Source organism: Kribbella yunnanensis, from assembly GCF_039529655.1.
Taxonomy (GTDB): Bacteria; Actinomycetota; Actinomycetes; order Propionibacteriales; family Kribbellaceae; genus Kribbella; species Kribbella yunnanensis.
The window spans coordinates 120,135-145,392 of record NZ_BAAANF010000027.1; the positions used below are offsets into that span (position 1 = coordinate 120,135).

Annotated in this window: 22 protein-coding genes; 13 read left to right on the top strand and 9 right to left on the bottom strand. The window is 67.2% G+C overall.

Translation table 11 applies throughout. The features are described from left to right. Positions 1-855 (top strand): MaoC/PaaZ C-terminal domain-containing protein, encoded by an 855-nt coding sequence (locus ABD231_RS38120; protein WP_344163899.1) that lies wholly within the window; start codon positions 1-3, stop codon positions 853-855. A 44-nt stretch (positions 856-899) separates the two neighbouring features. Here the strand turns inward: ABD231_RS38120 and thrS are convergent, their stop codons facing one another. The 4 genes from thrS to ngcE form a co-directional block, all read right to left on the bottom strand. Continuing rightward, a complete protein-coding gene (gene thrS, locus ABD231_RS38125) occupies positions 900-2,177 on the bottom strand; it encodes a threonine--tRNA ligase (protein ID WP_344163902.1) in 1,278 nt (425 codons plus the stop codon). Between the two features lie 136 nt (positions 2,178-2,313). Then, complete coding sequence (locus ABD231_RS38130; protein ID WP_344163905.1) at positions 2,314-3,153, bottom strand: acyl-CoA thioesterase; 840 nt, start codon at positions 3,151-3,153, stop codon at positions 2,314-2,316. Positions 3,154-3,186: 33 nt separating this feature from the next. Continuing rightward, positions 3,187-5,826: a right-handed parallel beta-helix repeat-containing protein gene (locus ABD231_RS38135; protein ID WP_344163908.1), complete on the bottom strand. Its 2,640-nt coding sequence runs from the start codon at positions 5,824-5,826 to the stop codon at positions 3,187-3,189. Next, on the bottom strand, positions 5,826-7,238 hold the full coding sequence (ngcE, locus tag ABD231_RS38140) for an N-acetylglucosamine/diacetylchitobiose ABC transporter substrate-binding protein (protein ID WP_344163911.1): 1,413 nt from the start codon (positions 7,236-7,238) through the stop codon (positions 5,826-5,828). Before ngcE ends, ABD231_RS38135 begins: the two co-directional genes overlap by 1 nt. Before the next feature lie 210 nt (positions 7,239-7,448). Here ngcE and ABD231_RS38145 point away from each other — a divergent pair, with 210 nt between their 5' ends. Next, on the top strand, positions 7,449-7,886 hold the full coding sequence (locus ABD231_RS38145) for a DoxX family protein (protein WP_344163914.1): 438 nt from the start codon (positions 7,449-7,451) through the stop codon (positions 7,884-7,886). A gap of 345 nt (positions 7,887-8,231) precedes the next feature. Here ABD231_RS38145 and ABD231_RS38150 read toward each other — a convergent pair whose 3' ends face one another. Next, complete coding sequence (locus ABD231_RS38150; RefSeq protein WP_344163917.1) at positions 8,232-9,266, bottom strand: proteasome assembly chaperone family protein; 1,035 nt, start codon at positions 9,264-9,266, stop codon at positions 8,232-8,234. 74 nt (positions 9,267-9,340) lie between these two features. Between ABD231_RS38150 and ABD231_RS38155 the strand changes: the two genes are divergently transcribed. The 5 genes from ABD231_RS38155 (at position 9,341) to ABD231_RS38175 (ending at position 15,392) form a co-directional block, all read left to right on the top strand. Then, the gene (locus ABD231_RS38155) at positions 9,341-10,357 is read left to right on the top strand and encodes a hydroxyacid dehydrogenase (protein ID WP_344163920.1); all 1,017 of its coding nucleotides are present in this window, start codon (positions 9,341-9,343) and stop codon (positions 10,355-10,357) included. Further along, positions 10,354-12,246, top strand: a complete 1,893-nt coding sequence (locus ABD231_RS38160) for a DUF2264 domain-containing protein (protein WP_344163923.1) — start codon at positions 10,354-10,356, stop codon at positions 12,244-12,246. The genes ABD231_RS38155 and ABD231_RS38160 overlap by 4 nt, the downstream gene beginning before the upstream one ends. 51 nt (positions 12,247-12,297) lie before the next feature. Then, positions 12,298-12,825 (top strand): ferritin, encoded by a 528-nt coding sequence (locus ABD231_RS38165; protein ID WP_344163926.1) that lies wholly within the window; start codon positions 12,298-12,300, stop codon positions 12,823-12,825. Positions 12,826-12,948: 123 nt separating this feature from the next. Then, positions 12,949-13,839 carry an SDR family NAD(P)-dependent oxidoreductase gene (locus tag ABD231_RS38170; protein ID WP_344163929.1) on the top strand — a complete coding sequence of 297 codons (891 nt, stop codon included), beginning with the start codon at positions 12,949-12,951 and terminating at the stop codon, positions 13,837-13,839. Next, on the top strand, positions 13,836-15,392 hold the full coding sequence (locus ABD231_RS38175; RefSeq protein ID WP_344163932.1) for an AMP-binding protein: 1,557 nt from the start codon (positions 13,836-13,838) through the stop codon (positions 15,390-15,392). The genes ABD231_RS38170 and ABD231_RS38175 overlap by 4 nt, the downstream gene beginning before the upstream one ends. A 1-nt stretch (position 15,393) precedes the next feature. Here the strand turns inward: ABD231_RS38175 and ABD231_RS38180 are convergent, their stop codons facing one another. After that, positions 15,394-16,764 carry an alpha/beta hydrolase family protein gene (locus tag ABD231_RS38180; RefSeq protein ID WP_344163935.1) on the bottom strand — a complete coding sequence of 457 codons (1,371 nt, stop codon included), beginning with the start codon at positions 16,762-16,764 and terminating at the stop codon, positions 15,394-15,396. A gap of 143 nt (positions 16,765-16,907) precedes the next feature. Here ABD231_RS38180 and ABD231_RS38185 point away from each other — a divergent pair, with 143 nt between their 5' ends. Beyond that, positions 16,908-17,273: a YciI family protein gene (locus ABD231_RS38185; RefSeq protein ID WP_344163938.1), complete on the top strand. Its 366-nt coding sequence runs from the start codon at positions 16,908-16,910 to the stop codon at positions 17,271-17,273. A 32-nt stretch (positions 17,274-17,305) separates the two neighbouring features. Continuing rightward, positions 17,306-18,502, top strand: a complete 1,197-nt coding sequence (locus ABD231_RS38190; RefSeq protein WP_344164226.1) for an RNA polymerase sigma factor — start codon at positions 17,306-17,308, stop codon at positions 18,500-18,502. A 72-nt stretch (positions 18,503-18,574) separates the two neighbouring features. Here the strand turns inward: ABD231_RS38190 and ABD231_RS38195 are convergent, their stop codons facing one another. The 3 genes from ABD231_RS38195 to ABD231_RS38205 are packed head-to-tail and all read right to left on the bottom strand — an operon-like array spanning position 18,575 to position 21,367. Further along, positions 18,575-19,366, bottom strand: coding sequence for a citryl-CoA lyase (locus tag ABD231_RS38195; RefSeq protein ID WP_344163941.1), 792 nt, complete (start codon positions 19,364-19,366; stop codon positions 18,575-18,577). Further along, a complete protein-coding gene (locus tag ABD231_RS38200) occupies positions 19,363-20,568 on the bottom strand; it encodes a CaiB/BaiF CoA transferase family protein (RefSeq protein ID WP_344163943.1) in 1,206 nt (401 codons plus the stop codon). Before ABD231_RS38200 ends, ABD231_RS38195 begins: the two co-directional genes overlap by 4 nt. Before the next feature lie 28 nt (positions 20,569-20,596). After that, positions 20,597-21,367: an IclR family transcriptional regulator gene (locus tag ABD231_RS38205; protein ID WP_344163945.1), complete on the bottom strand. Its 771-nt coding sequence runs from the start codon at positions 21,365-21,367 to the stop codon at positions 20,597-20,599. Between the two features lie 131 nt (positions 21,368-21,498). On the opposite strand from ABD231_RS38205, the gene ABD231_RS38210 reads away from it, so the two are divergent. From ABD231_RS38210 to ABD231_RS38225, 4 genes are read left to right on the top strand one after another with little or no spacing between them, the layout of a single operon-like run. Next, positions 21,499-22,512: a Bug family tripartite tricarboxylate transporter substrate binding protein gene (locus ABD231_RS38210; RefSeq protein WP_344163948.1), complete on the top strand. Its 1,014-nt coding sequence runs from the start codon at positions 21,499-21,501 to the stop codon at positions 22,510-22,512. Continuing rightward, positions 22,509-23,009: a tripartite tricarboxylate transporter TctB family protein gene (locus ABD231_RS38215; protein ID WP_344163951.1), complete on the top strand. Its 501-nt coding sequence runs from the start codon at positions 22,509-22,511 to the stop codon at positions 23,007-23,009. Before ABD231_RS38210 ends, ABD231_RS38215 begins: the two co-directional genes overlap by 4 nt. After that, positions 23,006-24,568 carry a tripartite tricarboxylate transporter permease gene (locus ABD231_RS38220; protein ID WP_344163954.1) on the top strand — a complete coding sequence of 521 codons (1,563 nt, stop codon included), beginning with the start codon at positions 23,006-23,008 and terminating at the stop codon, positions 24,566-24,568. The genes ABD231_RS38215 and ABD231_RS38220 overlap by 4 nt, the downstream gene beginning before the upstream one ends. Before the next feature lie 34 nt (positions 24,569-24,602). Further along, positions 24,603-25,010: a universal stress protein gene (locus ABD231_RS38225; protein WP_344163957.1), complete on the top strand. Its 408-nt coding sequence runs from the start codon at positions 24,603-24,605 to the stop codon at positions 25,008-25,010. Positions 25,011-25,258: the final 248 nt, after the last annotated feature.

The window sequence follows — 25,258 nt, forward strand, 5'->3', positions numbered from 1 at the left end:
ATGCCGACCCGTCGGTACGACGACTCCCCGAGCCTCAGCGGTCTTTACGCGAAGACGGTGAAGGCGACGCTCCGGCGTGCCGACTACTCGCCGGATGCGGACGGTCTGACGCTCGAGTTGCCGCATTCGGCGATCGACCAGGATCACCTTGCGGCGTACCGGGATGTGACCGGGTTCCCGGCGGGCCCGGCGCTGCCGGCGACGTACCCACATGTCTTGGCGTTTCCGCTGCACTTGGATTTGATGTCGGATCCGTCGTTCCCCTACAAACCGATGGGGATCGTGCATCTGTCCAACACGATCACGCAGAAGCGGCCGCTGCCGATTCATGCGGAGCCGGCGATCCGCGTGCACAGTACGCCGGAGCGCCCGCACCCGAAGGGGACTGTCTTCGACATCGTCAGCGAGGTGCTCGTTGACGGTGACGTGGTGTGGACCGATCTGACGACTCTGCTGAGTCGTTCGAAGGGTTCGGAGGGGCATGTCGATCTGCTGCCGGATCCGGAGCTGCCGCCGCAGGCGTGGTGGGATCTGCGAGGGAATCTCGGTCGCCGGTACGCCGCTGCGTCCGGCGACCGGAATCCGATTCACCTGTTCAAGCTGACCGCACAGGCCTTTGGGTTCCCGCGTCAGATCGCGCACGGGATGTGGGCTAAGGCTGCCGCGCTCGCCTCGCTGGAGCGGGCTGGGAAGCTCCCGGACGCGTTCACCGTCCGGGTCGACTTCCGCAAGCCGCTACTGCTCCCCTCTCGCGTCCAATTCGGGTACGCCGTCGGTGGCAAGACCACCGACTTCGTTCTGTACGACGAGACGCACGAGGTGACTCACCTGATCGGTCAACTGCAGGAGGACTGAACCCCCAGGCCATCACAACTGGCGTGGGAAGGTCGCATCCACGCTCAGCCGAGGTCGTCGCCTGCATTTGCGATGGCCCCTGGGATCACCTCTCTCGCGATTCGATCCAGGACCTCGCCGATGGGTGCGGCGTCGCGGCGGCTGCCGTCGCGTTCGCGGATGGCTAGCTGGCCGGCGGCGGCCTCGCGGGCGCCGAGGATGGCCTGGTACGGCGCCAGCCGGTTCTCGCGGATCCGCGCTCCGAGGTTGCCCTCGTCCGCATGGGCGATCTCGACTCGCAATCCTCGTGACGAGGCGCGACGGGCGACCTCGGCGGCGAGCTTCTCCTCGTCGTCGGAGATCGGGAGCACCACGAGCTGGACCGGCGCCAGCCACGCCGGGAACGCGCCGCCGTGCACCTCGATCACCTGAGCAACCGCTCTCTCGATGCTCCCGACGATCGCCCGGTGCACCATCACCGGCCGGTGTTTGTTGCCGTCGGCACCGATGTACTCGAGGCCGAACCGCTCCGGCTGGTTGAAGTCGATCTGGATGGTGGACAGGCTGTACTCCCGGCCGGCCGAATCGATCACCTGAATGTCGATCTTCGGGCCGTAGAACGCCGCGTCACCCGGCGATTCGACGTACTCGACTCCGGCGTTGTCCAGGACATCACGCAGGAGGGATGCCGCGTGCGCCCAGCCGGCCGCATCCCCGACGTACTTGCTGGACGGGCTGCCGAAGTCCGCGTCCTCAGCTGGGAGCGCGAGGACATAGCGGGCTGCGCTGATTCCCAGGTCGAGATACGCCTGGTTGATCAGAGAGAGCGCTTTCTGGGCTTCCTCGGCGACCTGGTCCGGACGGCAGAAGATGTGCGCGTCGTTCAGCTGCATCGCGCGGACCCGGCTCAGTCCACCGATCACGCCGGACAGCTCCGAGCGGTACTGACCGCCGAGCTCGGAGAACCGCAGCGGGAGCTCACGGTAGCTGTGTGCCCGGGAACGGTAGATCAGCGCGTGGTGCGGGCAGATGCTCGGTCGCAAGACCAGTTCCTCACCGCCCATATCCATCGGCGGATACATGTCGTCGCTGTACTTCTCCCAGTGACCGGAGATCTCATAGAGCGCTCTCTTGGCGAGAACGGGCGAATACACCTGCTGATACCCGGCTCGTCGTTCGACTTCGGCGATGTAGCTCTCCAAGGCATGCCGTACGGCGGCGCCCGCCGGAAGCCAGTACGGCAGACCTGCGCCGATCAGCGGGTCGGAGTCGAACAGGCCGAGTTCGCGGCCGAGTTTGCGGTGGTCGTACATGGTGGTCTCCTCGTTGAGATGGGGCGGCACCTCGAGGCAGACATAAAAAAAACCCCGGGGCGATCGCCCCGGGGTTTGACAGTCAGGTGTCAGCGCGCCGGGACAGACTCCGGCGTCGTCGTCACTACTGCGCGCTGCAACATGTCACCTACGTTAGCAGAATCGTTCACTTGCTCAAGTCCAATCCGATCGGCCGGATCAGCCCCTCCTGCGCGACCGAAGCGATCAGCCGGCCGTCCTCGGTAAAGAGCCGACCCATCGCAAACCCGCGCGCACCAGAGGCCGACGGCGAGGTCTGGTCGTACAGCAACCACTCGTCAGCGCGGAACTCGCGATGGAACCACAACGCGTGATCCAGCGACGCAGGCTGGATCCGCCGGTCCCCGATCACGATGCCGTGCGGCAGCAAGCTTGCCCCGAGCAACGTCAGATCACTCGCATAGGCGAGCACACAAGCATGCAGAGCAGGATCATCAGGAAGCTTGCCCGAGGCACGGATCCAGAACTGCCGCCCAGTCACCCCGGCCAGCCGCACATCCAGCGCCGCCCACTCCCGATCCCAATCAGCCGCCGCGCGACCCGACTGCGCTTCCAGCACACTCGCCAGCGTCGGCGCCTCGTCCGGCGGTACGACGTCCGCCGGGATCGGCTCCTGGTGATCCAGCCCCGGCTCGGGCTTCTGGAACGACACCGACGTGTAGAAGATCGGCTTGCCGTGCTGCGACGCGACAACCCGCCGGCTCGAGAAGCTGCCGCCGTCCCGCGTCCCCTCGACCCGGTAGATGATGGGTACGGCGGTATCGCCGCCGCGCAGGAAGTAGCCGTGCAGCGAGTGCACGATCCGCCCGCCGTCGACTGTCCGCCCGGCCGCGGCCAGCGCCTGACCGAGAACCTGCCCGCCGAACACCCGCTGCAACGACGTCTGCGGTTGCTGCCCGCGGTACAGGTCGACGTCGATCATCTCGAGGTCGAGCAGCTCGACCAGATCCTCCAGCGACTCAGGCATGCCTCATCCTGACAGATCAGCTCGACCTGTCCGTCAAGGAGTGACCTCCATCTCGGCGAGTTGCAGGAGATAGCCCTCGGAGGTCAGTTGCAGACCATCGGAGCCCGCGGTGATGATGCGGATGCGGTCGGTGAAATCGGACCGGCCCCAGGTGTAGGTCTGCGGTCCGGTGGGCGAGCCGGCACCGGTGACAGTACGGCGGGTCAGCCACTCCGCGCCGTTCCAGACCTGGATGTGGAAGTTCTGCGGGAAGCCGCGGCCGACCGCGCCCGGATCGTTGCGTGGGTAGAGCGTGATCTGGGAGAAGGTCTTGCGTTCGGGAAGGGTCAGCGTGATCCATTCCTCGTGCGGGCTGAAGTTGCCGACGGCACTGGAGAACCCGGCCGACTCGGTCGAGATCGAGTTGCGCGAACCGTCGACCAGCTTCGGCCGGAAGAACGCACAGCACTCGACGGAGCTGGACGAGTCCACCTTCGCGTTGAACGCGAGGTTCGGCGTCGGGGCCTCGACACCAGGCCCGTTGTAGGCGCCGCGGCTCGGTGCGCCGGATCCCACCGGGTTGCCCCAGTAGTCCGAGCTGCCCAGCATGCCGGTGTCCGTCCCGCTCCCGATCGCCGGTGATCCGGCGACGAGCTTGTACCCGTCGACAGTGTCCCGGCCGATGTACCCGGAACCGGCCCGGACCAGTCGCGGGTCGGCCGTCTGCTTGTGGGCGTCCCCGGGCTCGCTGGCGTGATGGTTGCCGTAGAAGGTGTTGTAGTCGAAGGTGGTGGCCGGGAGCGACAGATAGGAGTTGTTCCCGAGCGTGTAGAAGATGTTGTTGTACACGAAGGCCTGCCGGAACGCCGCCGAATTGCTGTACCGGAGCATCATCGCCGCGGTCGAGCCGGGCCCGAGGTACACGGTGTTGTTCATGATGTCCGTGTGATCCGGGCCCTTTGGGTAGTCGTAGAGGCACAGGACGACTCCGGCGGCGTCGTTCTGCGAGATGTTGAACCGGATGCGCGCGTCGTTGATGTCGACGCCCTGGTCCTCGATCTCGCACAGCAGCACGAACCCGCCGGAATTGTTGTGGCTGTAGTTGTACTGGACGTACGTCGAATGGCTGCCGAGGTCGATGTCGTAGCCCTGGCCGTCGCCGCGCGCGTGGAAGTTGTAGACCTCGTTGTACTGGATCAGCGTGTTCTCGGCGATGGCACTCCAGATGCCGGCCGCGGCCGTGTTCTTGTAGTCGGTGTGTGCAGAGTCCAGATTGTGCGCACGGCCGCCGCTGTTCGAGACGACGTTGCGCTGTACGACGGCCTGGGACGTGATGAAGTTCAGGATGCCGTCGCCGCCGGCGTCGTCGATGACGTTGTCCTGGATGGTGACGTTGCTCGTATGCGCCTGCGCTTGCCAGTGGGCCGGGTTGCCCTCCTGCCAGGCGGGGCCGACGAAGATGCCGATCCGGTCCACCGCCGAGATGTCGTTGCGTTCGATGACGACGCCGTCCCACCGCGAACCGTTCATCTTCGAGACGACTGCGATCCCGCCGTTCGTCCCGTAGAAGCCGGACTGCAGCCCCCGGACGTCGTGCACGGTGTTGTCCGCGATCAGCACGCCGTTGAGCAGCCCGCCGGAGTCGTTGTGCACCTTGATGCCGACGAACTGACTGCGCGAGGCGTCGCCGCGGTTGTTGGTCACGTCAAGGTTGCGGATCTCCCAATACGGCTGGTTGAGCAGGTAGACGGCGCCCTGCTCGTTGCCGCCGCCGTTGATCCGCGGCTTGGCCCCCTCGCCGTACCGGTCGATCGCGATGTGCGCGGCGCCGGTCCCGGAGCCCTTCGGGCTCAGCTGGCCGTTCCACGATGCGCCGGCGCGGAAGCGGATCGTGTCCCCGGGCGCGAACTCCGTCGAGTTCACCTTCGCCAGCGACTGCCACGGCGTACTCTCCGACGTTCCGTTGTTGCTGTCCGAGCCACTGGCCGAGTCCACGAAGTACGTCGTTGATCCCGCGTACGCCGGTCCTTCGGCGGCCGGTGCCGCAGCAATCAGCGCGGTGTCACCGCGGTCGAACTGCACCGTCGCCTGCCGGGCCAAGCGGCGTACCAGGGCGCGATACGACTCGTCGAGGTACTGCGTCTTGACCCGGTCCCGCACCACGTCGAACCGCAGCGGCGTCCGCGGGGACTCCTTGGTGAAGAACTTCTGCCCGGCCGAGTCGTAGTACTCGCGGAGGGCCTTCTCATCGACCGGTAGCTCACGGCCGGCCAGCTTCTCCTTCAACTGCAAGACCTCGGTGTCGAACCGATAGCGGAAATACTGCCCCTCGTCGAAGCGAGCCGGGCCGTAGACGGGCTCGCCCTTGCTGCGGGCGGCGGCCCGGCGCTGATTCTCCTGCTCGAATTGGCGGAGGGACCCCGCGTAGCTGGTATCCGACACGATGCCCTTCGCGCGGAACAGAGCCTGCTGCACCTTGATCTCGGTCAGCCGCTGCAGTGCCGCCGCCCTTCCACTCCCCCGCGCCATCTCCCGGCGGAGCTCACCGGCCGTGACCTGGTCGCCGTTGACGGTGGCGATCACGGTGTACGCCGAGTCGTTGCCTTGCGCAACCGACGTCGGCGGCGTGACAACAGCCGTGCCGAGCAGCACCGTCAGGGCTGCGAGAGTGGTGAACCGAAGGATGCGCATCATCAGGCTCGCTCCTGCTTCTTGGTCTGTGGGTCCTTGGCGACGGCGTCGGCGGCCTTCTGTGCCGCCGTACAGAAGTCGTCCGCGCTGATCCGGGCAGCCGCCAGCTCACCGAACAGGCTGGTGACCTTCTCCCCTAGCGGCGCGTACCAACTGCTGAAGTACGCCGTCCAGTTGTCGGCCCCGCCGCTCTTCACCAGAGCCGCCGACGATGCGGCGCCAGGTGTCAGCTCGAGTCCGTCGGCCGCACCCGTCACGACCGTCTGCGAGCCGGTCAGCTCGGTGAACTTGCCCGCCGCTTGTTTCGACAACATGATCCGCAGGAACTCCAGACCGCCGACCCGGTTCTTCGCCCGCTCGGGGACGATGAATGCCTCGCTGGCGCTGATCTGCACGCAGTCGGCGGGAAGCTTCGCGCCGTCCAGCAGCGGTGACCGCACCGCGGTGGTCCGGAAATCCTTGGGCGCGACCGGCTTCTGCTCGTTCTCCAGCCAGGAACCGCTCGGGATGAACGCGGCCTTTCGTTCGTTCCAGCTGGTCTGCGCCTGGATGTGGTCCAGCCCCTCGGTGCCCTTGAGGATGTAGCCCTTGCCCTTGAGCTCGAGCAGCGCCTCGGCTGCCACCTTCAGCGAGGGGTGCTTCCAGGCGTTCGGCTCCAGGTTGTCGATCCCCTTGATGACGTCGTGCCCGCCGTGTTTCACCGCGAGGTCGAGCACGAGTTGACCGATGTACGACGGGTACTTGCCCTGGTGCGCGAGTGGCGCGATACCGGACTTCTTGATCTCCTCGCAGAGGTCGAGGAACTCCTGCCACGTCGTCGCCGGCTGCCAACCGCGCTGGCGGAACAACGTCTCGTCGTACCAGAGACTGATCACGGTGAGCACGTAGTTCAGGGCGAGCGGCTTGCCGGCGAGTTGAGCCGACTCCAGGGTGATTGGGGCGATGGTGTCGCGGATCTTCTTCGCGGGGTCGTCGATCGACGGCGCGTCGAACAGTTCGGACAGGTCAGCCAGCTGGCCGGTGCTCGCAAGTGTCGACATCGGCATCGCCGCGGCGCCGGAGTTGTCGACGACGTCCGGCGGGTTGCCGCCGTTGAACCGCGGCTGCAGTTGCACGGAGATGTCGGTGATGCCCTTGTGGGAGAGCTTCGCGTCCGGGAACTTCTTCTGGTACAGGGTTTCGTGGAACTTCGTGTAGTCGTCGCCGTAGCCGCCGCGGAAGACCACGACATCGAGCGGATCCGTCGCTTTCACCCCGAACGGGTTATCGGCCGTCTTCGCGGCGCCGCCGCCGGAACTGTCCGGGCCACCACCACTGGCACAGGCGGCCAGCAACGACCCGCCGGTGGCGAGCAGGGCACCGGTCGCCGCCTGACGCAGGAACACGCGCCGCGAGGTGCTGCGAGAACTGTTCATCGATCCATGACCTCCGCCGCGTTCAACTGCGCGCAGTTCCTCTGAACGAACAGGTTCACGCAGCACCGAGCGGGGGTCAAACCCTTCGGGTCTCGTCGAAGGACGGTGTACGGGCGGTGTTCGTGGACGCTTTCGGCGAGCTTTCGGTCACCTTCGGTAGACTATGGTTGAACACTCAACAACCAAGCAATTGAATGAAGGAGACCCGCTGTGAAGAAGCTGCCCCCGATCGCCCAGGACCTCGTCCTGCTGATCGCCCGGATCGGCGTCGGCATCGTGTTCGTCGCGCACGGCTGGCAGAAGGTCCAGACCAACGGGCTCGACGCGACCGCGCAGGCCTTCCAGGGGATGGGCGTCCCGTCCCCCACCCTCTCGGCGTACTACGCCGCCGGAGCCGAGCTCATCGCCGGCGGCGCGCTGATCCTGGGTGTGCTCACGCCGATCGCGGGTGTCCTGCTGACCCTCGACATGGTCGGCGCGTTCCTGTTCGTACACATGTCGAACGGCGTCTTCGCCAGCGACGGCGGCTGGGAACTGGTCGCCACCCTCGGCCTCGCCGCACTCACCATCGGAGTGGTCGGCCCGGGTCGCTTCAGCCTCGACCGCCTGATCATCCGCACCCCAGCCCGCGAATCCGTCGCCGCCTAACCACCCTCGCCGCATCCCCCGAAGCCCCCAAAGGTGGGTCCGCTGCTCTTTGGGCGCGAACACCAACTTTGTGAACCCACCAACCATCTCCAAACGCTCTGCGTGGTTGGTAGATACACAAAGACGCGACGCGTGCACAAAGAGCGGAGGGCTGCTCTTTGGGCGCGGGGTGGGGGTGGGAGCGGAAGTGGGGGCAAGGGTGGGAGCGGGGTGGGCAGACGACAGCGTCGGCCTACTCCGCCCCGGGTGGGGTAGGGGCGCGGGGTGGGGATGGGAGGCGGGGTGGGCAAACGAAAAGCGTCGGCCTACCCCCGCCCCGGGGTGGGCCGACGCTTGTTTGTGGGACTACTTGCCTTCTTCGCGGTTGAGCTCGGCTAGGAACTGCTCTACCTCGGCGCCTAGTTCTTCGGCGGACGGGGTGGAGTCGGCCAGGAGGCTTTTGCGGCTGACTGAGCCGGCGGCGGCGTCGTACTGGGTTTCGAGTGCGTTGACGACTGCGGAAGCGTCCTCGGAGGCCTCGACCTGCTCGTCGACCATCCGTCCGGTGACGGCGGCCTCGTCGAGCAGGGCCTTGCTAGGGAGCAGCAGGCCGGTCGCGGCCGAGATGGCGTGGACCAGGGCCAGGGCCGCGCCCGGGAAGCGGTTCTCCGCGAGGTAGTGCGGGACGTGGACCGCGAAGCCCATCGCGTCCTTGCCGGCCTCGCCGAGGCGGACCTGCAGCATCGTGCCTGCGCTGGCGGGGAGGCGCATCTCGCCGTCCCAGATGTTCGAGCGGGTCACCAGCTCCGGGCGGGTCGCGTGGGCGGTCAGGCCCAGCGGCCGCGTGTGCGGAACGCCCATCGGGATGCCGTGTACGCCGATCGTCAGGTTCACGTTGTAGAGCTCGATCAGCTGCCGCACCGCACCGGCGAACCGGTTCCAGTGGTTGTCCGGCTCCGGACCTTCCAGCAGCAGGAAGTCGACGCCTGCGTCGTCGGTGAGCAGCCAGAGGTTGAGCTGCGGCGGCGAGTAGTCGGTGAAGTGGTCCTCGGAGAACGTCACCTCGGGCCGACGGGCGCGGTAGTCGTGCAGGAGGTCCACGTCGAAGCGCGCCAGCAGGCTGCTCTCGAGCGTCTCCAGCAGGTGATCCGCGGTCACGCGGCCGGCCTGGCCGGCGTCCATGAAACCGTCCAGGGAGTGCACCAGCACCTTGGGGGTCGCCGCCGGGCCGGTCGCCACCGACTCGTCGACGATCTCGTAGAGGTCGTCCGGTCGCAGCATCGTCGTCTCCTTCATCGTCGCCATCCGGGCGGTCAGGCGCTCGGCCTCAATCTTGCCCTGTCTGGTGACAACGTCCGGACTCCGGCCGGACATTCCGGTCCGCGCGAAAAACCTGAACAAAATTCCAGGCTCGCCACGCCCGGCATGCGGTCCACCGGGAGACAGGCTGGGAAAGCGCTTGCTAAGTTGCTCTCGTGCGCACCGAACCCACCTCTGCCCTGACCGTGATGCTGGCCATGAACGACGCCAGCCGCGATCGCGTCCTGGTTCCGCGCGTCCGGGCCCGCCTGGACGCGGTCGCGACCGTGCTACCCGTCGGGCCGGGAGCGTCGTTCCTCGACGACCCCGCGATCGTCGCCGCGCTGCCGGAGGTGGACGTCCTGCTCACCGGCTGGGGCTGCCCGCGGATCGGGCCCGAGGTGCTGGAGCTGGCGCCGAAGCTGCAGGCGATCCTGCACGCGGCCGGTTCGGTGAAGCACATCGTCGATCCGGTCGCGTTCGACCGCGGGATCCAGGTCTCGTCGGCGGCCTTCGCCAACGCGCTGCCGGTGGCCGAGTTCACGGTCGCCGCAATCGTGCTGGCCGGGAAACGAGCCTTCCGCCTGGCAGCGCAGTACCGAATCGAGCGCCACAAGGCGGACCCGCACGGCATGCCGGGCAGTTACGGTACGACGGTCGGCCTGCTCGGGGCGTCGCGGATCGCGCGCATGGTCGCCGAGCGGCTGAAGACCTACGACCTCGAGGTCTTGATCAGCGACCCGTACCTGAACGCGGACGAGGCAGCCGGGCTCGGCGCCGAACTGGTCTCGAACGACGACCTGTTCCGGCGCAGCGACATCCTGAGCGTGCACGCACCGCTCCTGCCGGAGACGACCGGTCTGGTCGACGCGCACCTGCTCGGCCTGCTGAAGGACGGTTCGGTGCTGATCAACACGGCCCGCGGGAAGATCATCGACGCCGCCGCGCTCGAAGCCGAATGCGTGTCCGGCCGGATCGACGCCGTACTGGATGTGACCGATCCTGAGCCGCTGCCCGCGGACTCCCGGCTGCTCGACCTCCCGAACGTCTTCATCACCCCGCACGTCGCCGGTGCCGTCGGCAACGAGATCGCCCGCCTCGGCGAACTGGCCGTCAGCGAACTCGAACACCTGGCAGCCGGCCGTCCTCTTCAACATGCCATCAGCCCGTCTGAAATCGGAAGGCTCGCATGAACCGCCTGATCCTGCCCGACACCGACCGTGTTCTCTCCCGGCAGACTGGGTGGACGCGAGGGCATTGGGAGGCGTTGGCGGATCATTTGCTCGACTCGCTGGTGCCGTACTTCTCCCCTGGTTCGGCGTTGGTCGCGCCGCCGGGGCGAGGGAGTCGGTCCGGTACGGCGTCCGATCAGCTCGAGGGGTTTGCGCGGTCGTTCATGCTGGCCGCGTTCCGGATCGCCGGGGTGCGGGGCAAGGGGTGCGAGGCTCTGATCGAGCGGTACGCACGGGGTGTCGCGAACGGCGCCAACCCCGAGCACCCGGAGTCGTGGCTGCGGCTGACACCGCGTTCTCAGCAGATGGTGGAGGCCGCGGCGATCGCGGTGGCGTTGCACGAGTCGCGCGAGTGGATCTGGGAGCGGCTCGACGACCGCGCGCAGCAGCACGTTGCCGAGTGGCTCGGTGGGTTCATCGGGTCGACCACGCATGACAACAACTGGCGGTTGTTCCAGGTCGTGAGTGAGCAGTTCCTGGCGTCGGTCGGCGCGCCGTACTCGCAGGAGGACATCGACGGCGGACTCGACCGCATCGAGGACTGGTACGTCGGCGATGGCTGGTACTCGGATGGCGACGGGCAGGCGTTCGACAACTACATCGGGTGGGCGATGCACCTGTATCCGGGGCTGTGGGCGCGGATGGCGGCGGCCACCCCGGGAGCGGCGTACGAGGACCGGTTGAAGGTCTACAAGGAACGGCTCTCGCTCTTCTTGGAAGACGCGGTTCACCTGGTCGGGAACGACGGGGCGCCGATCTACCAGGGGCGTTCGCTGACTTATCGGATGGCCGCGGCGGCGCCGTACTGGATGGGGGCGCTGCTGGACGCCACTCCCCTGTCGCCGGGTCAGACGCGGCGGCTTTGCTCCGGGATCGCGCGGCATTTCGTGGAGCACGGCGTACCGGATGAGCGTGGGCTGCTGACACTCGGCTGGTACGACACATTCCTGCCGACGACGCAGTCGTACTCCGGACCTGGCTCGCCGTACTGGGCTTCGAAGGGTTTCGTCGGGCTGATCCTGCCGCCGGAGCACCCGGTCTGGGCGGACGGCGAGGAGACGATTCCGCTGGACGAGGCGGACCAGGTGCGGGCGATGCCGGCGCCGGGGTGGCTCGTGCACGCGAGTCGGCACGACCAGGTCGTGCAGCTGATCAATCACGGGTCGGACAAGCAGCCGCTGGCCGAGCCTTCAGGTGCTGAGCCTGCCGGCGATCCGCACTACAACCGGTTCGCCTATGCGAACCACGCCGGGCCGGAGCTGAGCGATGAGGCGCCGCAGATCGACAACCTGATCACGCTGGTCAGCGACGGGAAGTCGAGTGCACGCGGGCGAATCCGTCGGTTGGGGATCACCGCCCGTACGGCGTCGTCGTGGCACAACGCCTGGCTCGGAACCGAGGGGCCGTGGCGGATCGAGACCACGTCGGTGGTGCACGGCGGGTGGGAGATCCGCTGCGCATTGGTCGACGGACCGGCCGGTGCGCTCGTTCGGAGCGGCGGGTTCGCGGTCGCGGGCGACTCATTGCCTGAGGCAACAGCTTCCGGCGCCGCCGCGTCCGCACGGAACGACGCGGGACTACTGTCCGCGATCGTCGGCCTGCACGGGTACGACGGCACTGGCGTGCACCGGGGTCTCGGCGCCAATGCGTTCGGGCCGCACTCGGCGACGCCGTACCTGACTGCTCCGCATCGGGGCGAACCGCTCGTGCTGGTGAGCGCCGTCGTACTGACCCGGGACGCGCTCCGGCCGGAAGCGCTTGCCGAAGGCATCGATGTTGCGGTGGACGGGCGGACGGTGCGGATCAGCCTGCCCGGCGGGGGTTCCGAGGTCGTCACGCTGGGTGGTTAGGAGAGCCAAACCAACGGTGAGAAATCTGCGCGGGGCTACTACATTGGCTGCATGAGCACGTACGAGAAGCTATTGCAGGAGCAGATCCGCAACGAATTCACGGCCTCCCAGCAGTATGTGGCGGTCGCCGTCTGGTTCGACGACCAGGACCTTCCGCAGCTGGCCGCGCACTTCTACAAGCAGGCCCTGGAAGAGCGCAACCACGCGATGATGATGGTCCAGTACCTGCTGGACAAGGACATCCGGCCGCACATCCCGGGCGTCGGCGAGGTGGCGTCGGACTTCAAGTCCGCGCTCGAGCCGCTGGAGCTCGCGCTGCAGCAGGAGATCACCGTCACCAAGCAGATCGAGACGCTGGCCCGGACCGCGCGCGACGAGAGCGACTACGTCGGCGAGCAGTTCATGCAGTGGTTCCTCAAGGAGCAGGTCGAGGAGGTCGCCGCGATGAACACGCTGGTCAACGTCGCGAAGCGGGCCGGTGACAACCTGTTCCACCTCGAGGACTTCATGGCCCGCGAAACCGTCGGTGACGGCGGCAGCGACCCGACCGCGCCGAACGCGGCCGGCGGGACTGTCTGAGTCAGCAAAACTCGTGCGGGATGGCCGGGGTCTGGTGGCCGTTGACCCCGGCAGCTCCGCGTTGTAAACCCGGTTTACGCTTTCCCCTGTCGCTGGCGCTTACTTGCGGGTAATGTCGGTCACATGGTGACCGCGAAGCGCCCGCCCGGATGGTCGTTACTCGTCGCTCTGACGAACGGCCGGTCCCGGATCCCGGATGACCAGCTCGCGGCCGCGGTGCGCGACCGCGTCGTGCTGGTGACAGGTTCGTCGTACGGGATCGGTGAGGCGACCGCACGCCGGCTCGCGCGGGCCGGCGCGACGGTGCTGCTGGTGGCGCGGACGGCTGATCAGCTAGCCGCGGTTGCTGCGGAGATCCGTGCTGAGGGTGGTCAGGCGTTCGCCTATCCCACGAATCTGGCTGAGCCGGCGGCTGTTGAGGGGCTGGTTCGGACGATTCTCGCTGAGCATGGGCGGGTTGACGTGCTCGTCAGCAACGCCGGGAAGTCGATCCGGCGGTCGGTCGCGGATTCGTACCAGCGGTTCCACGACATCGAGCGGACGAATGCGGTCAACTACCTCGGGCCGGCCAAGCTTGTGCTTGAGCTGTTGCCGTCGATGCGTGCGGCGCGCTCTGGGCACATCGTCAACGTGTCGACCGCCGGAGTGCGGACGCCCCCGGCGGCGCGCTGGTCGGCGTACCTGGCGTCGAAATCGGCTTTTGACGTGTGGTTGCGGTGCGTGGCGCAGGAGATCCGTGGCGACGGGGTGACGACTTCGACCGTCTACATGGGGCTGGTGCATACGCGGATGAGCGAGCCGACTCCACTGCTGAACAAGATGCCGGGGCTGAGTCCGGAGCAGGCTGCGGACCAGGTCTGTACGGCGATCGCGCGGCGGCCGAACAACATCACCCCGCCGATGGTGCGGCCGGCCGACGTACTGGGGAATCTGTTCCGGGTACCGACGGATCGGTTGCTGGAGGCATATTTCCAGCGGTCGGATCGGGCGCGGAAGCCGCGGGGTTCGGCGTGATCGCTTCGTTGTTACGCCATGCCGCCGAGATTGGCGGGGTGCCGGTGGCGGTGGCGAAGTCGGGGATCTGGCGGCCGGTGCATCCCTCGCATGTCGTCGGGATCGAGCGGGCGTTGCGGCATTGGGGACAGTCGATGGCTGCGCTCGGGGCGGTGGCGGCGGTGCGGTATCCCGATCGCGCGGCGGTGATTGATGAGGACGGTACGACGACGTACGCGGAGCTGGATCGGCGGTGTTCGCGGATCGCGGCTGGGCTTTACGCGGATCACAAGATCGTTGCCGGGAGCAAGGTTGCGGTGTTGTGCCGGAACCACCGGGGGTTTCTCGAGGCGACATTGGCTGCGTCGCGGGTTGGCGCGGATGTGCTGTTCGTGAACACGGAGTTCGCTCCCCCGCAGCTGGCCGCGGTGCTGGAGCGGCATCGGCCGGATCTGCTCGTGCATGATGCGGAATTCGACGTACCGGCTGGGATTCCCGCCGTACTGTCGGATCTCTCGGAGTTGGCCGCGTCGGACGCATCGGAGGCGCCGAAGCCGGACAAGCCTGGGCACATCACGATCCTGACGTCCGGGACGACCGGTACGCCGAAGGCCGCGCCGCGGGTGCCGACCGCGCTCGGGCTCGCGGGGTTGACGGCGAGTGCGTTGCAGCGGTGCGGGCTGCGGTCCGGGGAGCCGGTGGTGATTGGGCCGCCGCTGTTCCACGGGCTTGGGTTGCTGACTTCCATGCTGGCGTTGTTTCTGGGATCGCCGTTGGTGCTGGCGCGGAAGTTCGACGCTGCGGCCGTGCTTCGCCAAGTTTCGGACCATCGGGTGGGCGTGATTGTCGCCGTACCGGTGATGTTGCGGCGGATGCTTGATCTTGGTCCCACTGAGCATGACCTGCGGTCGTTGCGGGTGGTGTTGTCGGGCGCGTCGGCGCTGGGTGCGCCGCTGGCTGCGGAATTCATTGAACGGTTCGGGCCGGTTTTGTGTGATGCGTATGGGTCGAGTGAGGTCGGGATCGCGACCATCGCTTCGTCGGCGGACCTGCTCGCGGCACCGGGGACGGTTGGTCGGGCGTGCCTTGGGAGCTCGGTGCGGATCCTTTCTGACAGCGGGGAGTCGGTGCCTGTTGGCGAGACCGGGCGGATCTTCGTGAGTAGCGGGTTGGTGTTCGGCGGGTACTCCGATGGTTCGAACAAGACGGTTGTCGGGCGGCGGATGAGTACCGGGGACATGGGGCATCTCGATCGGGCCGGGCGGTTGTTCATCGATGGTCGCGAGGACGACATGATCGTGTCCGGCGGCGAGAACGTGTATCCGGCCGAGGTCGAGGACTGCCTCGCTCGTCATCCTGCCGTCGCGGAAGCCGCGGTGCTTGGTGTGGCGGACGAGGACTTCGGCCAGCGGCTGGTGGCGTACGTCGTACTGCGGGGCGAGGCGACGCCAGACGAGCTGATCGCCCACGTCCGCGCCAACCTCGCCCGCTACAAGACACCCCGTGAGGTGATCGTCGTCGACGAGTTCCCCCGCAACGCCACTGGCAAAGTCCTCCGCAACAAGTTCGCCTAGGTCAGCGGGACGGCCGGAGTAATGGACTCGGGCGATAGGTGGCGAAGGCTGGTGGCCGGACGGCGTCGGTGTTCGTGGCGAAGTCGTAGACCTGGCTCCAGTCCTCGCCCAGGGCGAGGGCCGAGGCGTTCAGCCGGCGCGGGTCTGTGGTCGGCCAGCGTCCTCGGTCGATGCGGGTCAGGAGTGTGTCCAGGGCGACGGACTCTTCGGCGACCGTGAAGGCGCAGTGCGTCGCGCGATCGACGAACAGTTGGCGGAGCTCTCCCTCCGCGCGGACTTGCTCGGCGTACCAGCGCTCATGGTCGGCGACGGCGAGATCGACGGTGTTGTGCAGCGTGACCACCGGCGAGGGCGCGGTGCCGCGCGGTACGGCGTACCGGAGCATCCACTGCCTGGCAGCAGGTTCGGCGCTGATCCGAGGCGCTGCCGCGAGCCGGGCGAGGTCCTTGCCAAGGTCCAGCCCGGCTTCGCGGTACGCGGAACGGACGAATGCCGACTGGTCCGACTTCAGCAGTTGCCGCGCGTAGTCCACGCCCACGTTGTACGACGGGTTGCCGCCCGCGTGCGACGCCAGATCCGCCTGGCCGACTGCTCCGAAGACGCCGACGGACCCTCCTGACGTGATGGCCGCGAGCGCCCTGATCTGGCCCTCGATCGAGGATGGCTTCGGATCGAGGGCAGAGTTCCAGCCGGTCACGTTGCCGAAGGCGCTGGCCAGCGCGATCCGGGCTCTGCCTTGAGGCGTCTCGATCCCGGCTGCGATGGCGGCCTGCAGTCGGCTAACGCTCATCTTCGGATCGCGAGCATTCACCAGCTCGATGGCGGGATCCTGCGGCGCGAGCAACGTCTTCAAGGCGAAGTTGATGTCCAAAGACATGTTCAGCTGCCCGTAGAGATCAATCGGCGTACACATGGCCAGTACGCCGTCGATCCGCCGCGGGAACTGCTCCGCCAGCAGCAACGAGATCGTTCCGCCGCCCGACGACCCGGTCGCGACCGTACGGCGAGGTCGGCCGACGTGCTGTTCGAACCAGTCCAGCAGGCCGATTTGATCCCGCACCGCCTCCTTGACCACGAACCCGGTCCGCCCTCGGAAGTCCGAGGCCGCCAACGCGTACCCCTGTTCCAGGAAGAACCGCTCGCTGTCGACCCGATTGCCGTAGCCAGGCGGGAACGCCGGCATACCGTCGGGGTAGTACGGGTGACTGAAGATCAGCAGCGTGCCGTTCCACCGCTCCGGCATCTCGACCTTGAACGCCGCTCCGTCGATCTCGCCGGTGTAGGTCTGCCGGCCGGACGTCTCGGCTGCGGCCGGCGTCAGCAGCATTGACAGGGCCGCCACTGCTGCCACGATCTTGATGAATCGCTTCATCGCCTTGCTCCTTCCAGAGGGGACATACACCCTGAGGTCGGAGCCGTCCGGACGCGCGGGACATTCTGTCCCTCCCGGCCTTTAGGCTCCGACTACTGGGTGAATGGGCCCGTCCCGGGCACCGCAGCGGCAAGGAGCGACCGATGAAATTCATCATGCTGGCCTACACGAACGCGCAGACGTGGGTCGAAGGCACCTGGGATCCGGAGGAGTTCCAGAAGGCGTGCGACTTCTACGAGCAGCTCGGCAAAGACCTCACCGCCAGCGGCGAGGCGGTCTACACGGCCGGCCTCGGTGACCCGTCGCTGACCAGGACGATCCGCGAGACACCGAGCGGCACCGTCGCCGCGGACGGCCCGTACGCCGAAGTGAAGGAAGTGCTCGCCAGTTTCGGCATCGTCGACGTGGTGAGCGCGGATCGCGCCTACGAAATCGCCCAGCGCATCGTCGACGCGGTCGGCGACATCGTCGAGGTCCGCCCGCTGATGGACGGTACGGCGGACTCCTGACCGTGAGCACGTCCGCGGGTTTCGAGCACCTGATGCGTGAGCTCGCGCCTCAGGTGCTCGGCGCGCTCGTCCGCCGGTACGGACATTTCGACGCGTGTGAGGACGCCGTACAGGAAGCGCTGCTCGCGGCGTCCCAGCAGTGGCCGCGCGACGGCGTACCGGACCAGCCGCGGGCTTGGCTGATCACCGTTGCCTCGCGGCGGTTGACGGATCACCTGCGGAGCGAAGAGGCCCGGCGGCGACGTGAAGAGACGGTCGCCCTTGAAGTCCCCATGACCGACGGGGATTCCGGGACTCCGCAGGATGCTGATGACAGCTTGCTCTTGCTCTTCCTGTGCTGTCATCCATCGCTCAACCGCGCCGCGCAGATCGCCTTGACCTTGCGTGCGGTCGGAGGCCTGACGACAGATGAGATCGCCCGCGCGCTGCTGGTACCCGAGGAGACGATGCGGAAGCGGATCACCCGTGCGAAGCAGGCGGTTCGTGCTTCGGGCGCATTGTTTCGTCCGCCGCCCGCCGCGGAACTACCGGCGCGACTGGCCGCCGTACTGCAAGTTCTCTACCTGATCTTCAACGAGGGCTACACGAGCATCGACCGCGTCGACCTCGCCGAGGAAGCCATTCGGCTCAGCCGACTGACCTACCGCCTGCTCCCCGACCACGGCGAGGTGGCCGGTCTCCTGGCGCTCATGCTCCTCACCCATGCCCGCCGGGCAGCCCGTACGACGGCCTCCGGCGACCTGATCCGGCTGGATGAGCAGGACCGCACCCGGTGGGACGCGGACGCTATTGCCGAAGGAACCGCGCTCGTCACCGCTGCGATGACCCGTACGGCGCTCGGTCCGTATCAGGTCCAAGCAGCCATCGCCGCCCTGCATGACGAAGCCGTCACTGCCGAGACCACCGACTGGCCGCAGATCGTCGCCCTCTATGACCTGCTGATCCGCTTCGACGACACCCCGGTTGCCCTGCTCAATAGAGCTGTGGCCGTGGCGATGGTTCAAGGTCCGCGAGCCGGCTTGACGCTCATCGACTCAGTTGCTGACGACCCCCGGCTGACGAACCACCACCGAGTAGCCGTCGCCCGCGCGCACCTGCTCGAACTGGCCGGCGACCTGCCCCAGGCCCTGGAGGCGTACCTGATCGCTGCCCGCCGAACCACCAGCCTCCCCGAGCAGCGCTACCTCAACACCCGAGCCGCCCGCCTCCGCAACAACCTCGGCAGGTGACGAGCCGCTTCTGTTGTTGGGGGAAGGCCCCCGCGGACAGTGCGCACCCCCGGAATGTGTCCCAGCTGGGCTCTAGGTGAGGGTTCGGGGTGGGGGGCCGGTGTAGGTGGGGAGGATGGTCTTGGGGAGGGGGCCTTTGATGCGGGTGGGGTCTTGGGACTGTTCGTGGGCGTGGGCTAGGAGGCCTACCGAACGGGAGAGGACGAAGAGGCCGCGGGCTAGTGGGGGGTCGAAGCCTAGTTCGGCGTAGATGGTGGCGGTGGCGCCGTCTACGTTCATGGGGACGGGGGCTAGGGCGGTCTCGAGGGCTAGGGCATGGTTCAGGTACTTGCCGTCGATGGTGCCTTTGGCAACTGCTTGTTCGGCTGCGGTGATGAGGGGGTCGCGGCGGGGGTCGCGCGGGTGGAAGCGGTGACCGAAGCCGGGGATGTAGGCCTTGCGGGACTTGTACGACGTGACGAGGTCGCGGGCGGCGTTGTCGGGGTTCTGGTTGGAGTCGGCGAGGGTGTACAGCAGTTCGAGGCATTGTTGGCCGGCGCCGCCGTGGACGTCGCCGAGGAGGTTGACGCCGGTGGCGATCGCGTTGTTGAGCGGGAGACCGCAGGAGGCGGCCATTCGGGCGGCTGCGATCGAGGGGGCCTGGGGGCCGTGGTCGACGGCGGCGACGAGTGTTTGCTCCAGCAGGTGGGCTTGGCCTGGGGATGGGAGGTCGCCGCGGACCATCAACCAGATCATCTGCGGGAACGTGACCGCGCCGATCAGCTCTTCGATCGCATACCCGTGGAACCGAATACTCCCGGGACCGATGTCCGAGATTCCGGTAGCCCACCAGTCCGCCGCAGCCGTCGAGTCGGGTGTGGTCATGTTGCTCCCTTGGCTGCTAGGGCTTCGATCTCGGTTTCGGTGTAGCCGAGTTCGGTGAGGATTTGGGTGGTGTGTTCGCCTAGGAGGGGTGGGCGGGTTGACGGGCCTACGGGCTGACCGTTGAGGTGGACGCTGCTGCCTAGGACGCGGAGAGAGCGCTCTCTGCCGTCGGGCATGGGGAGTTCGTGGAAGAGTTCGCGCTCGGCGAGCTGATCCAGAGAGAGCGCTTCCTCGACGGTGAGCACGGGAGCGACTGGTACGCCGGTGTTCGCGAGCAGGTTGTCCCAGTGGGCGGCTGAGGCTTGTTCCAGGGTTTTTTCGAGTTCGGTTTTGAGTTCGGCGCGGTGGGCTTTGCGAGATTCGCGGGTGGCGAAGCGGTCGTCGGTAAGTAGGTCTGGGCGGTCCAGGATGCGGCAGAGTTCGACGTACTGCTCCTGTTTGTTGGCGGCGATGTTGAGTGCGCCGTCGGCGGTGCGGAAGGTGCCGGAGGGGGCCGAGGTCGCGTTCTCGTTGCCCATGGCTTGTGGGATGCGGCCGCCGATCAGGTAGTCGGAGACGACCCAGCCCATGGCGGCGACCGCGGTTTCCAGCATGGAGACGTCTAGGAAGCTGCCGATGCCGGTGCGGGAGCGCTTCACGAGGGCGGCCGAGATTGCGAAGGCGGCGGCGTACCCGCCGAGGGTGTCGGCGATCGGGAAGCCGGTACGCGTTGGAGCGCTCTCCGGTGTTCCCGTCACGCTCATGATGCCGGAGAGACCCTGGATGATCTGGTCGTACGCCGGGCGTCCGCGCATCGGTCCGGTTTGCCCGAAGCCGGAGACCGCGCAGTACACGAGACTCGGGTTGAGTTCGTGCAGGGTTTCGACCGGGAAACCGAGCCGGGCCAGGACGCCTGGGCGGAAGTTCTCCAGCAGTACGTCGGCCTTACGGACCAACCGCTCGAAGATCTCGCGGCCGGCCGGGTTCTTGAGATCGAGGGTGAGAGAGCGCTTCCCGGCGTTCTGGGCGAGGAACGAGATGCCGAGGCCGTAGGCGGAGAGTTCCGGATCGCCGCCGAGGCTGCGGGCGAGATCGCCCGTTCCCGGGACCTCGACCTTGATCACCTCGGCGCCCATCAAACCGAGCTGGTATCCGGCGAAGGGGCCGGCCAACACGTTGGTGAGGTCGAGCACCCGAACCCCGGCCAACAGGTCCGCACCCACCGAACCATCATTCGGCGTTACTTCCCTGTCAGGTTGCACTGAAGCCGCTCCAGTTGGTGGTGTTGATGGTGGCTGCACACCGGCGTACGGCGTTGATGTACGCGGGGAGGCGGTCGTCGCTGAAGCGGGTGGTGGGGCCGCCGATGGCGATGGCGGCCACCACGCGGCCATCGGGGCGGCGGATGGGGGCGGCTACGCCGGACGCGCCGAGTTCGCGCTCTCCGTGGCTGATCGCGAACCCGCGGGTCGCGGCGTCGGCGGCCGCAGCCCGGAGGCGTTTGGCGAAGCCGGGTGGGCGGGGTGCTTCGAGAGCGATCTCTTCGATCACGGACGGATCGGCCTCGAGCACCGGCGGATCGGTGAGGAGGACCTTCGACGCGGCGCCGCTCCACAGCGGCATAGACGAACCGACGGCGATCGAGTGCCGGATGCTCAACGTGCCAAGGGCTTGGGCGAGGCAGACGCGGGTACGGCCGACGCGGATGTAGAGGTTGGCGGTCTCCCCCGTGTCCGAGGCCAACCGCGCCATCGCGGCCCGGACGGCCGGCGGGATCTCCATGGTTGCGCTGCTCAAGCGCGACCAGCGCAGGAAGCCTGGACCGATCGCGTACTTGCCGGGCCCGATCGCCGCCACCAACCCGCGCTGCTCGAGTGTGGTTACGAGTCGCAGGACGGTTGTCTTCGGCAGGCCGCTGGCTGTGGTGAGTGCGGCCAGGGTCCAGCTCGGGTGCTCGTCGTCGAAGCGTTCGAGTAGGTCCAGCGCCCGGTGCACACTGCGGACCCCGTCACCGTCAGCCATGCCACTCCCTCATCTCTCCGGATCGACGCTTCGACCATAACCCGCCGTACCGCAGAACGGAATCTCTGTACCTCCTGATGGAATGCTGCTACGTTTTCGCCAATTCATCCCGACGCCTCCGGAGGCATCCCATGGCGCGAACCAGAACGGCGCTGGTCGCCGCGGGCCTGGCCGTCAGCTTGTTGCTCAGCGGCTGTTCGGCGCTGGCGAAGACACTCGACGGCGGCAGCGTCGCCGGTGACTTCCCGAGCCGCAATGTCGAGATCATGGTGCCCGCCGCCCCTGGTGGCGGCTGGGACCTGACCGCGCGGCAGTTCCAGCACGTGATCCAGGAGGACAAGCTGCTGCCCGACCGTTCCGTCTCGGTCGTGAACGTGACCGGTGCCGGTGGTGCGGTCGGGATCTCCAAGCTGGTCACCAAGAACCGCAAGGACCCGCACACGCTGATGATCACCGGGCTGGTGATGGTCGGCGCGCTGACCCTGAACCAGTCACAGATCAAGGTCTCCGACACCACCCCGATCGCGACGGTCACCGCCGAGCAAGAGGTGATCGTGGTCAAGGCCGACTCTCCGCTGAAGACCCTCAAGGATCTGGTCGAGCTCTACAAGTCCGACCCCGCGAAGGTCAGCTGGGGCGGCGGCACGATCGGCGGTACCGACCACATCACGGCGGGCACGCTGGTGAAGGCCGCCGGGCTGGATCCGGCGAAGGTGAAGTACATCAGCTACTCCGGTGGTGGCGAGGCGACCGCCGCGATCCTGTCCGGTGACGTCACCGTCGGCATCTCCGGGGTGAGCGAGTTCGAGGAGCAGATCACCGCCGGCAAGATGCGGGTGCTCGCGACCACCGGTACCGAGCCGGTCACCGTCGCCGGCAAGCAACTGCCGACGATGAAGTCCGAGGGGTACGACGCCGAGGTCCAGAACTGGCGGGCGATCGTGGCACCACCCGACATCCCGGACGCGGATCGGAAGCGGCTGGTCGAGTTCGTGACGAAGGTGAACAGCTCGCCGGAGTGGGCCGAGATCCGCAAGAAGCAGGGCTGGACCGAGTTCTTCAAGACCGGTGACGACGCGAGCAAGTTCATCGCCGATGAGACCACCCGGGTGCAGGCCCTGCTGAAGGAGCTGGGGATCGTATGAGCGACCTGGAAGCTGCTGAAGTGAAAGCAACCGACGTCGAGGTCGAGGCGTCGAGGCTGGTCCGGATCATCGCGGCGATCGTGCTGATCGTCCTGAGCGCGACGTTCCTGGTGGGCGTCTTCGACATCCGGAGTCCCAAGGGATTCGACCCGGCCGGCCCGCGGTTCTTTCCGTTGCTCGTGACGGCCGCGTGGCTCGTCTTGTCGATCGCCTATCTGATCGAGGGACTGCGGTCGCCGCGTGGGCAGCGAACTCAGGATCGGAGCTGGTTCGAACCGGTGACCGTGTCGGCTTTGCTGGTTCTGTACGCGCTGCTGGTGGTGCCCTTGGGGTACGTCATCGCCACGGCGCTGCTGATGTTCGCGGCGGCGCGGGTGCTCGGTAGCCGGCAACTCGTGCGTGACGCGGTAGTGGCCGTCGTACTGGCGATCGTCGTGTACGTCGCCTTCACCCGCTTCCTCGACATCTCGCTGCCGGAAGGGGTGCTGGGCCTGTGATCACCTTGAGTGTCGGCGGCGACCTGCTGCACGGATTCGGTACCGTCCTCGACCCGATGAACCTGCTGTGGGCCGTCCTCGGCGTCACCCTCGGCATGCTCGTCGGCATCCTGCCCGGCATCGGCCCGGCGCTGACGATCGCGCTGCTGCTGCCGATCACCTTCAACTTCTCCGACCCGATCGGCGCGTTCATCATGTTCGCCGGGATCTACTACGGCGCGATGTACGGCGGTTCGACCACCTCGATCCTGATCAACACGCCAGGCGAATCGGCCTCGGTCGCGACCGCGATCGAGGGTCACAAGATGGCCTTGAAGGGTCGTGCTCGAGCGGCGCTGGCGACGGCGGCGATCGGGTCGTTCGTGGCCGGCACGATCTCGACCGTGCTGCTGACGTTCGTGGCCAAGCCGATCGGCAGTCTGGCGAGTCACTTCCAGGCGACCGACTACTTCGCCGTCACGCTGCTCGCGATGGTCGCGGTGACCGCGCTGGTCGGTCACTCGATGGTCCGCGGGTTGCTGTCATTGACGGTCGGTCTGTTCATCGGGTTGATCGGACTCGACAGTCTCTCGGGCGCACCGCGGTACACGTTCGGTTCGCTGCGACTGCTCGACGGAATCGACGTGGTGATCGTGATCGTCGGGTTGTTCGCGATCGGCGAGACGTTGCACGTGGCATCGAAACTGCGGTCGACTCCGGACCGGCCCGCCGTACTGGAGAAGGGCCGGCTGCGAACCGGGTACCTGACCAAGTCCGACTGGAAGCGGTCGTGGGCGCCTTGGTTGCGCGGTACGGCGCTCGGTTTCCCGTTCGGCGCAATCCCGTCCGGCGGCGCCGAAGTACCGACGTTCCTGTCGTACTCGATCGAGCGGCGGCAGGCGCGGAAGAAGGGTCGCGACGAGTTCGGCGACGGCGCGATCGAGGGTGTCGCTGGTCCGGAGGCCGCGAACAACGCTTCGTTCTCCGGCGTCCTGGTGCCGTTGCTGACGCTAGGCCTGCCAACCTCGGCGACCGCCGCGGTCATGCTCGCGGCGTTCCAGATCTTCAACGTGCAGCCCGGCCCGCAACTGTTCGAGAACAACAGCACCCTTGTCTGGACACTGATCGCCTCGCTGTACATCGGCAACCTGATCCTGCTGATCATGAACCTGCCGCTGATCGGCCTCTGGGTGCAGGTGCTGAAGGTCCCGAGACCACTCCTGTACGCCGGAATCCTCGTCTTCGCGTGCCTTGGCGTGTACTCGCTGTCGGGCTCGGGCTACGAGGTGCTGATGGCGCTCCTGATCGGTGTCGTCGGTTTCTTCATGCGCAAACTCGACTTCCCGATCGCACCGGTCATCCTCGGCGTGATCCTGGGTCCGACGATGGAAGAGCAGTTCCGGCGGGCGCTGGTCATCTCCAACGGAGACGGCAGCGTATTCTTCACCCGACCGCTGAGTCTGGTCATCATCGTGCTGACCGTGCTCGCGCTGTTCGTGCCGTATCTGCCGAGAATCGTCGCGCGCCTCCGCGGCACCCAGCCCGCCCACCAGCGGCTGACCTTCGGTGAGGACGACTGATGCTGATCACTTTGTCAGAGAAGGGCTGGGCTTCGTGAAGATTCTGGTCGGTTACGTGCCAACCCCCGAGGGTGAGGCCGCCCTGGCAGCAGCCGGTACCGAGGCCGCCCTGCGCGGCGCCTCGGTCCTGCTCCTGAACACCAGCCGCGGCGACGCCTACATCGACGCCCGCTACGCCAACGAGGCGGAACTGGAGACCGCCTCGGCGAAACTCCGCGAACATGGCGTCGAGGTCACCATCCAGCAAGCCCTCTCGAACGGCGACGTAGCCGGCGAACTCCTGAAGGCGGCCGCCGCCGAGGACGTCGGCCTGATCGTCCTCGGCCTGCGCCGCCGCTCCCCCGTCGGCAAACTCATCCTCGGCAGCACCGCCCAGCGCGTGCTACTCGAGTCGCCGGTCCCGGTACTCGCGGTCAAGGCTCCGTCCGCCCACGACGACTGACGAGTGGGCCGCCGGTACGACGGGTTCGCGTCGTGCCGGCGGCTATTCCGGACCGGTTGCGGGCGCCGGATGGGTAAACCACGTGAGCGGCTGGGCTGGGCCGCCTAAACTTGGTCCTGCCATGCCTGATGCCCGGACCGAGTCGTCGAGTCCTTCCCCAGCCCCCGGTCCCGCCAAGGACTCCCCCACGCCTGCCCAAGGTGGTGGCGGCTCTCGGCCGCGTCGCCGACGGAGGCCCGCCGGCAAAG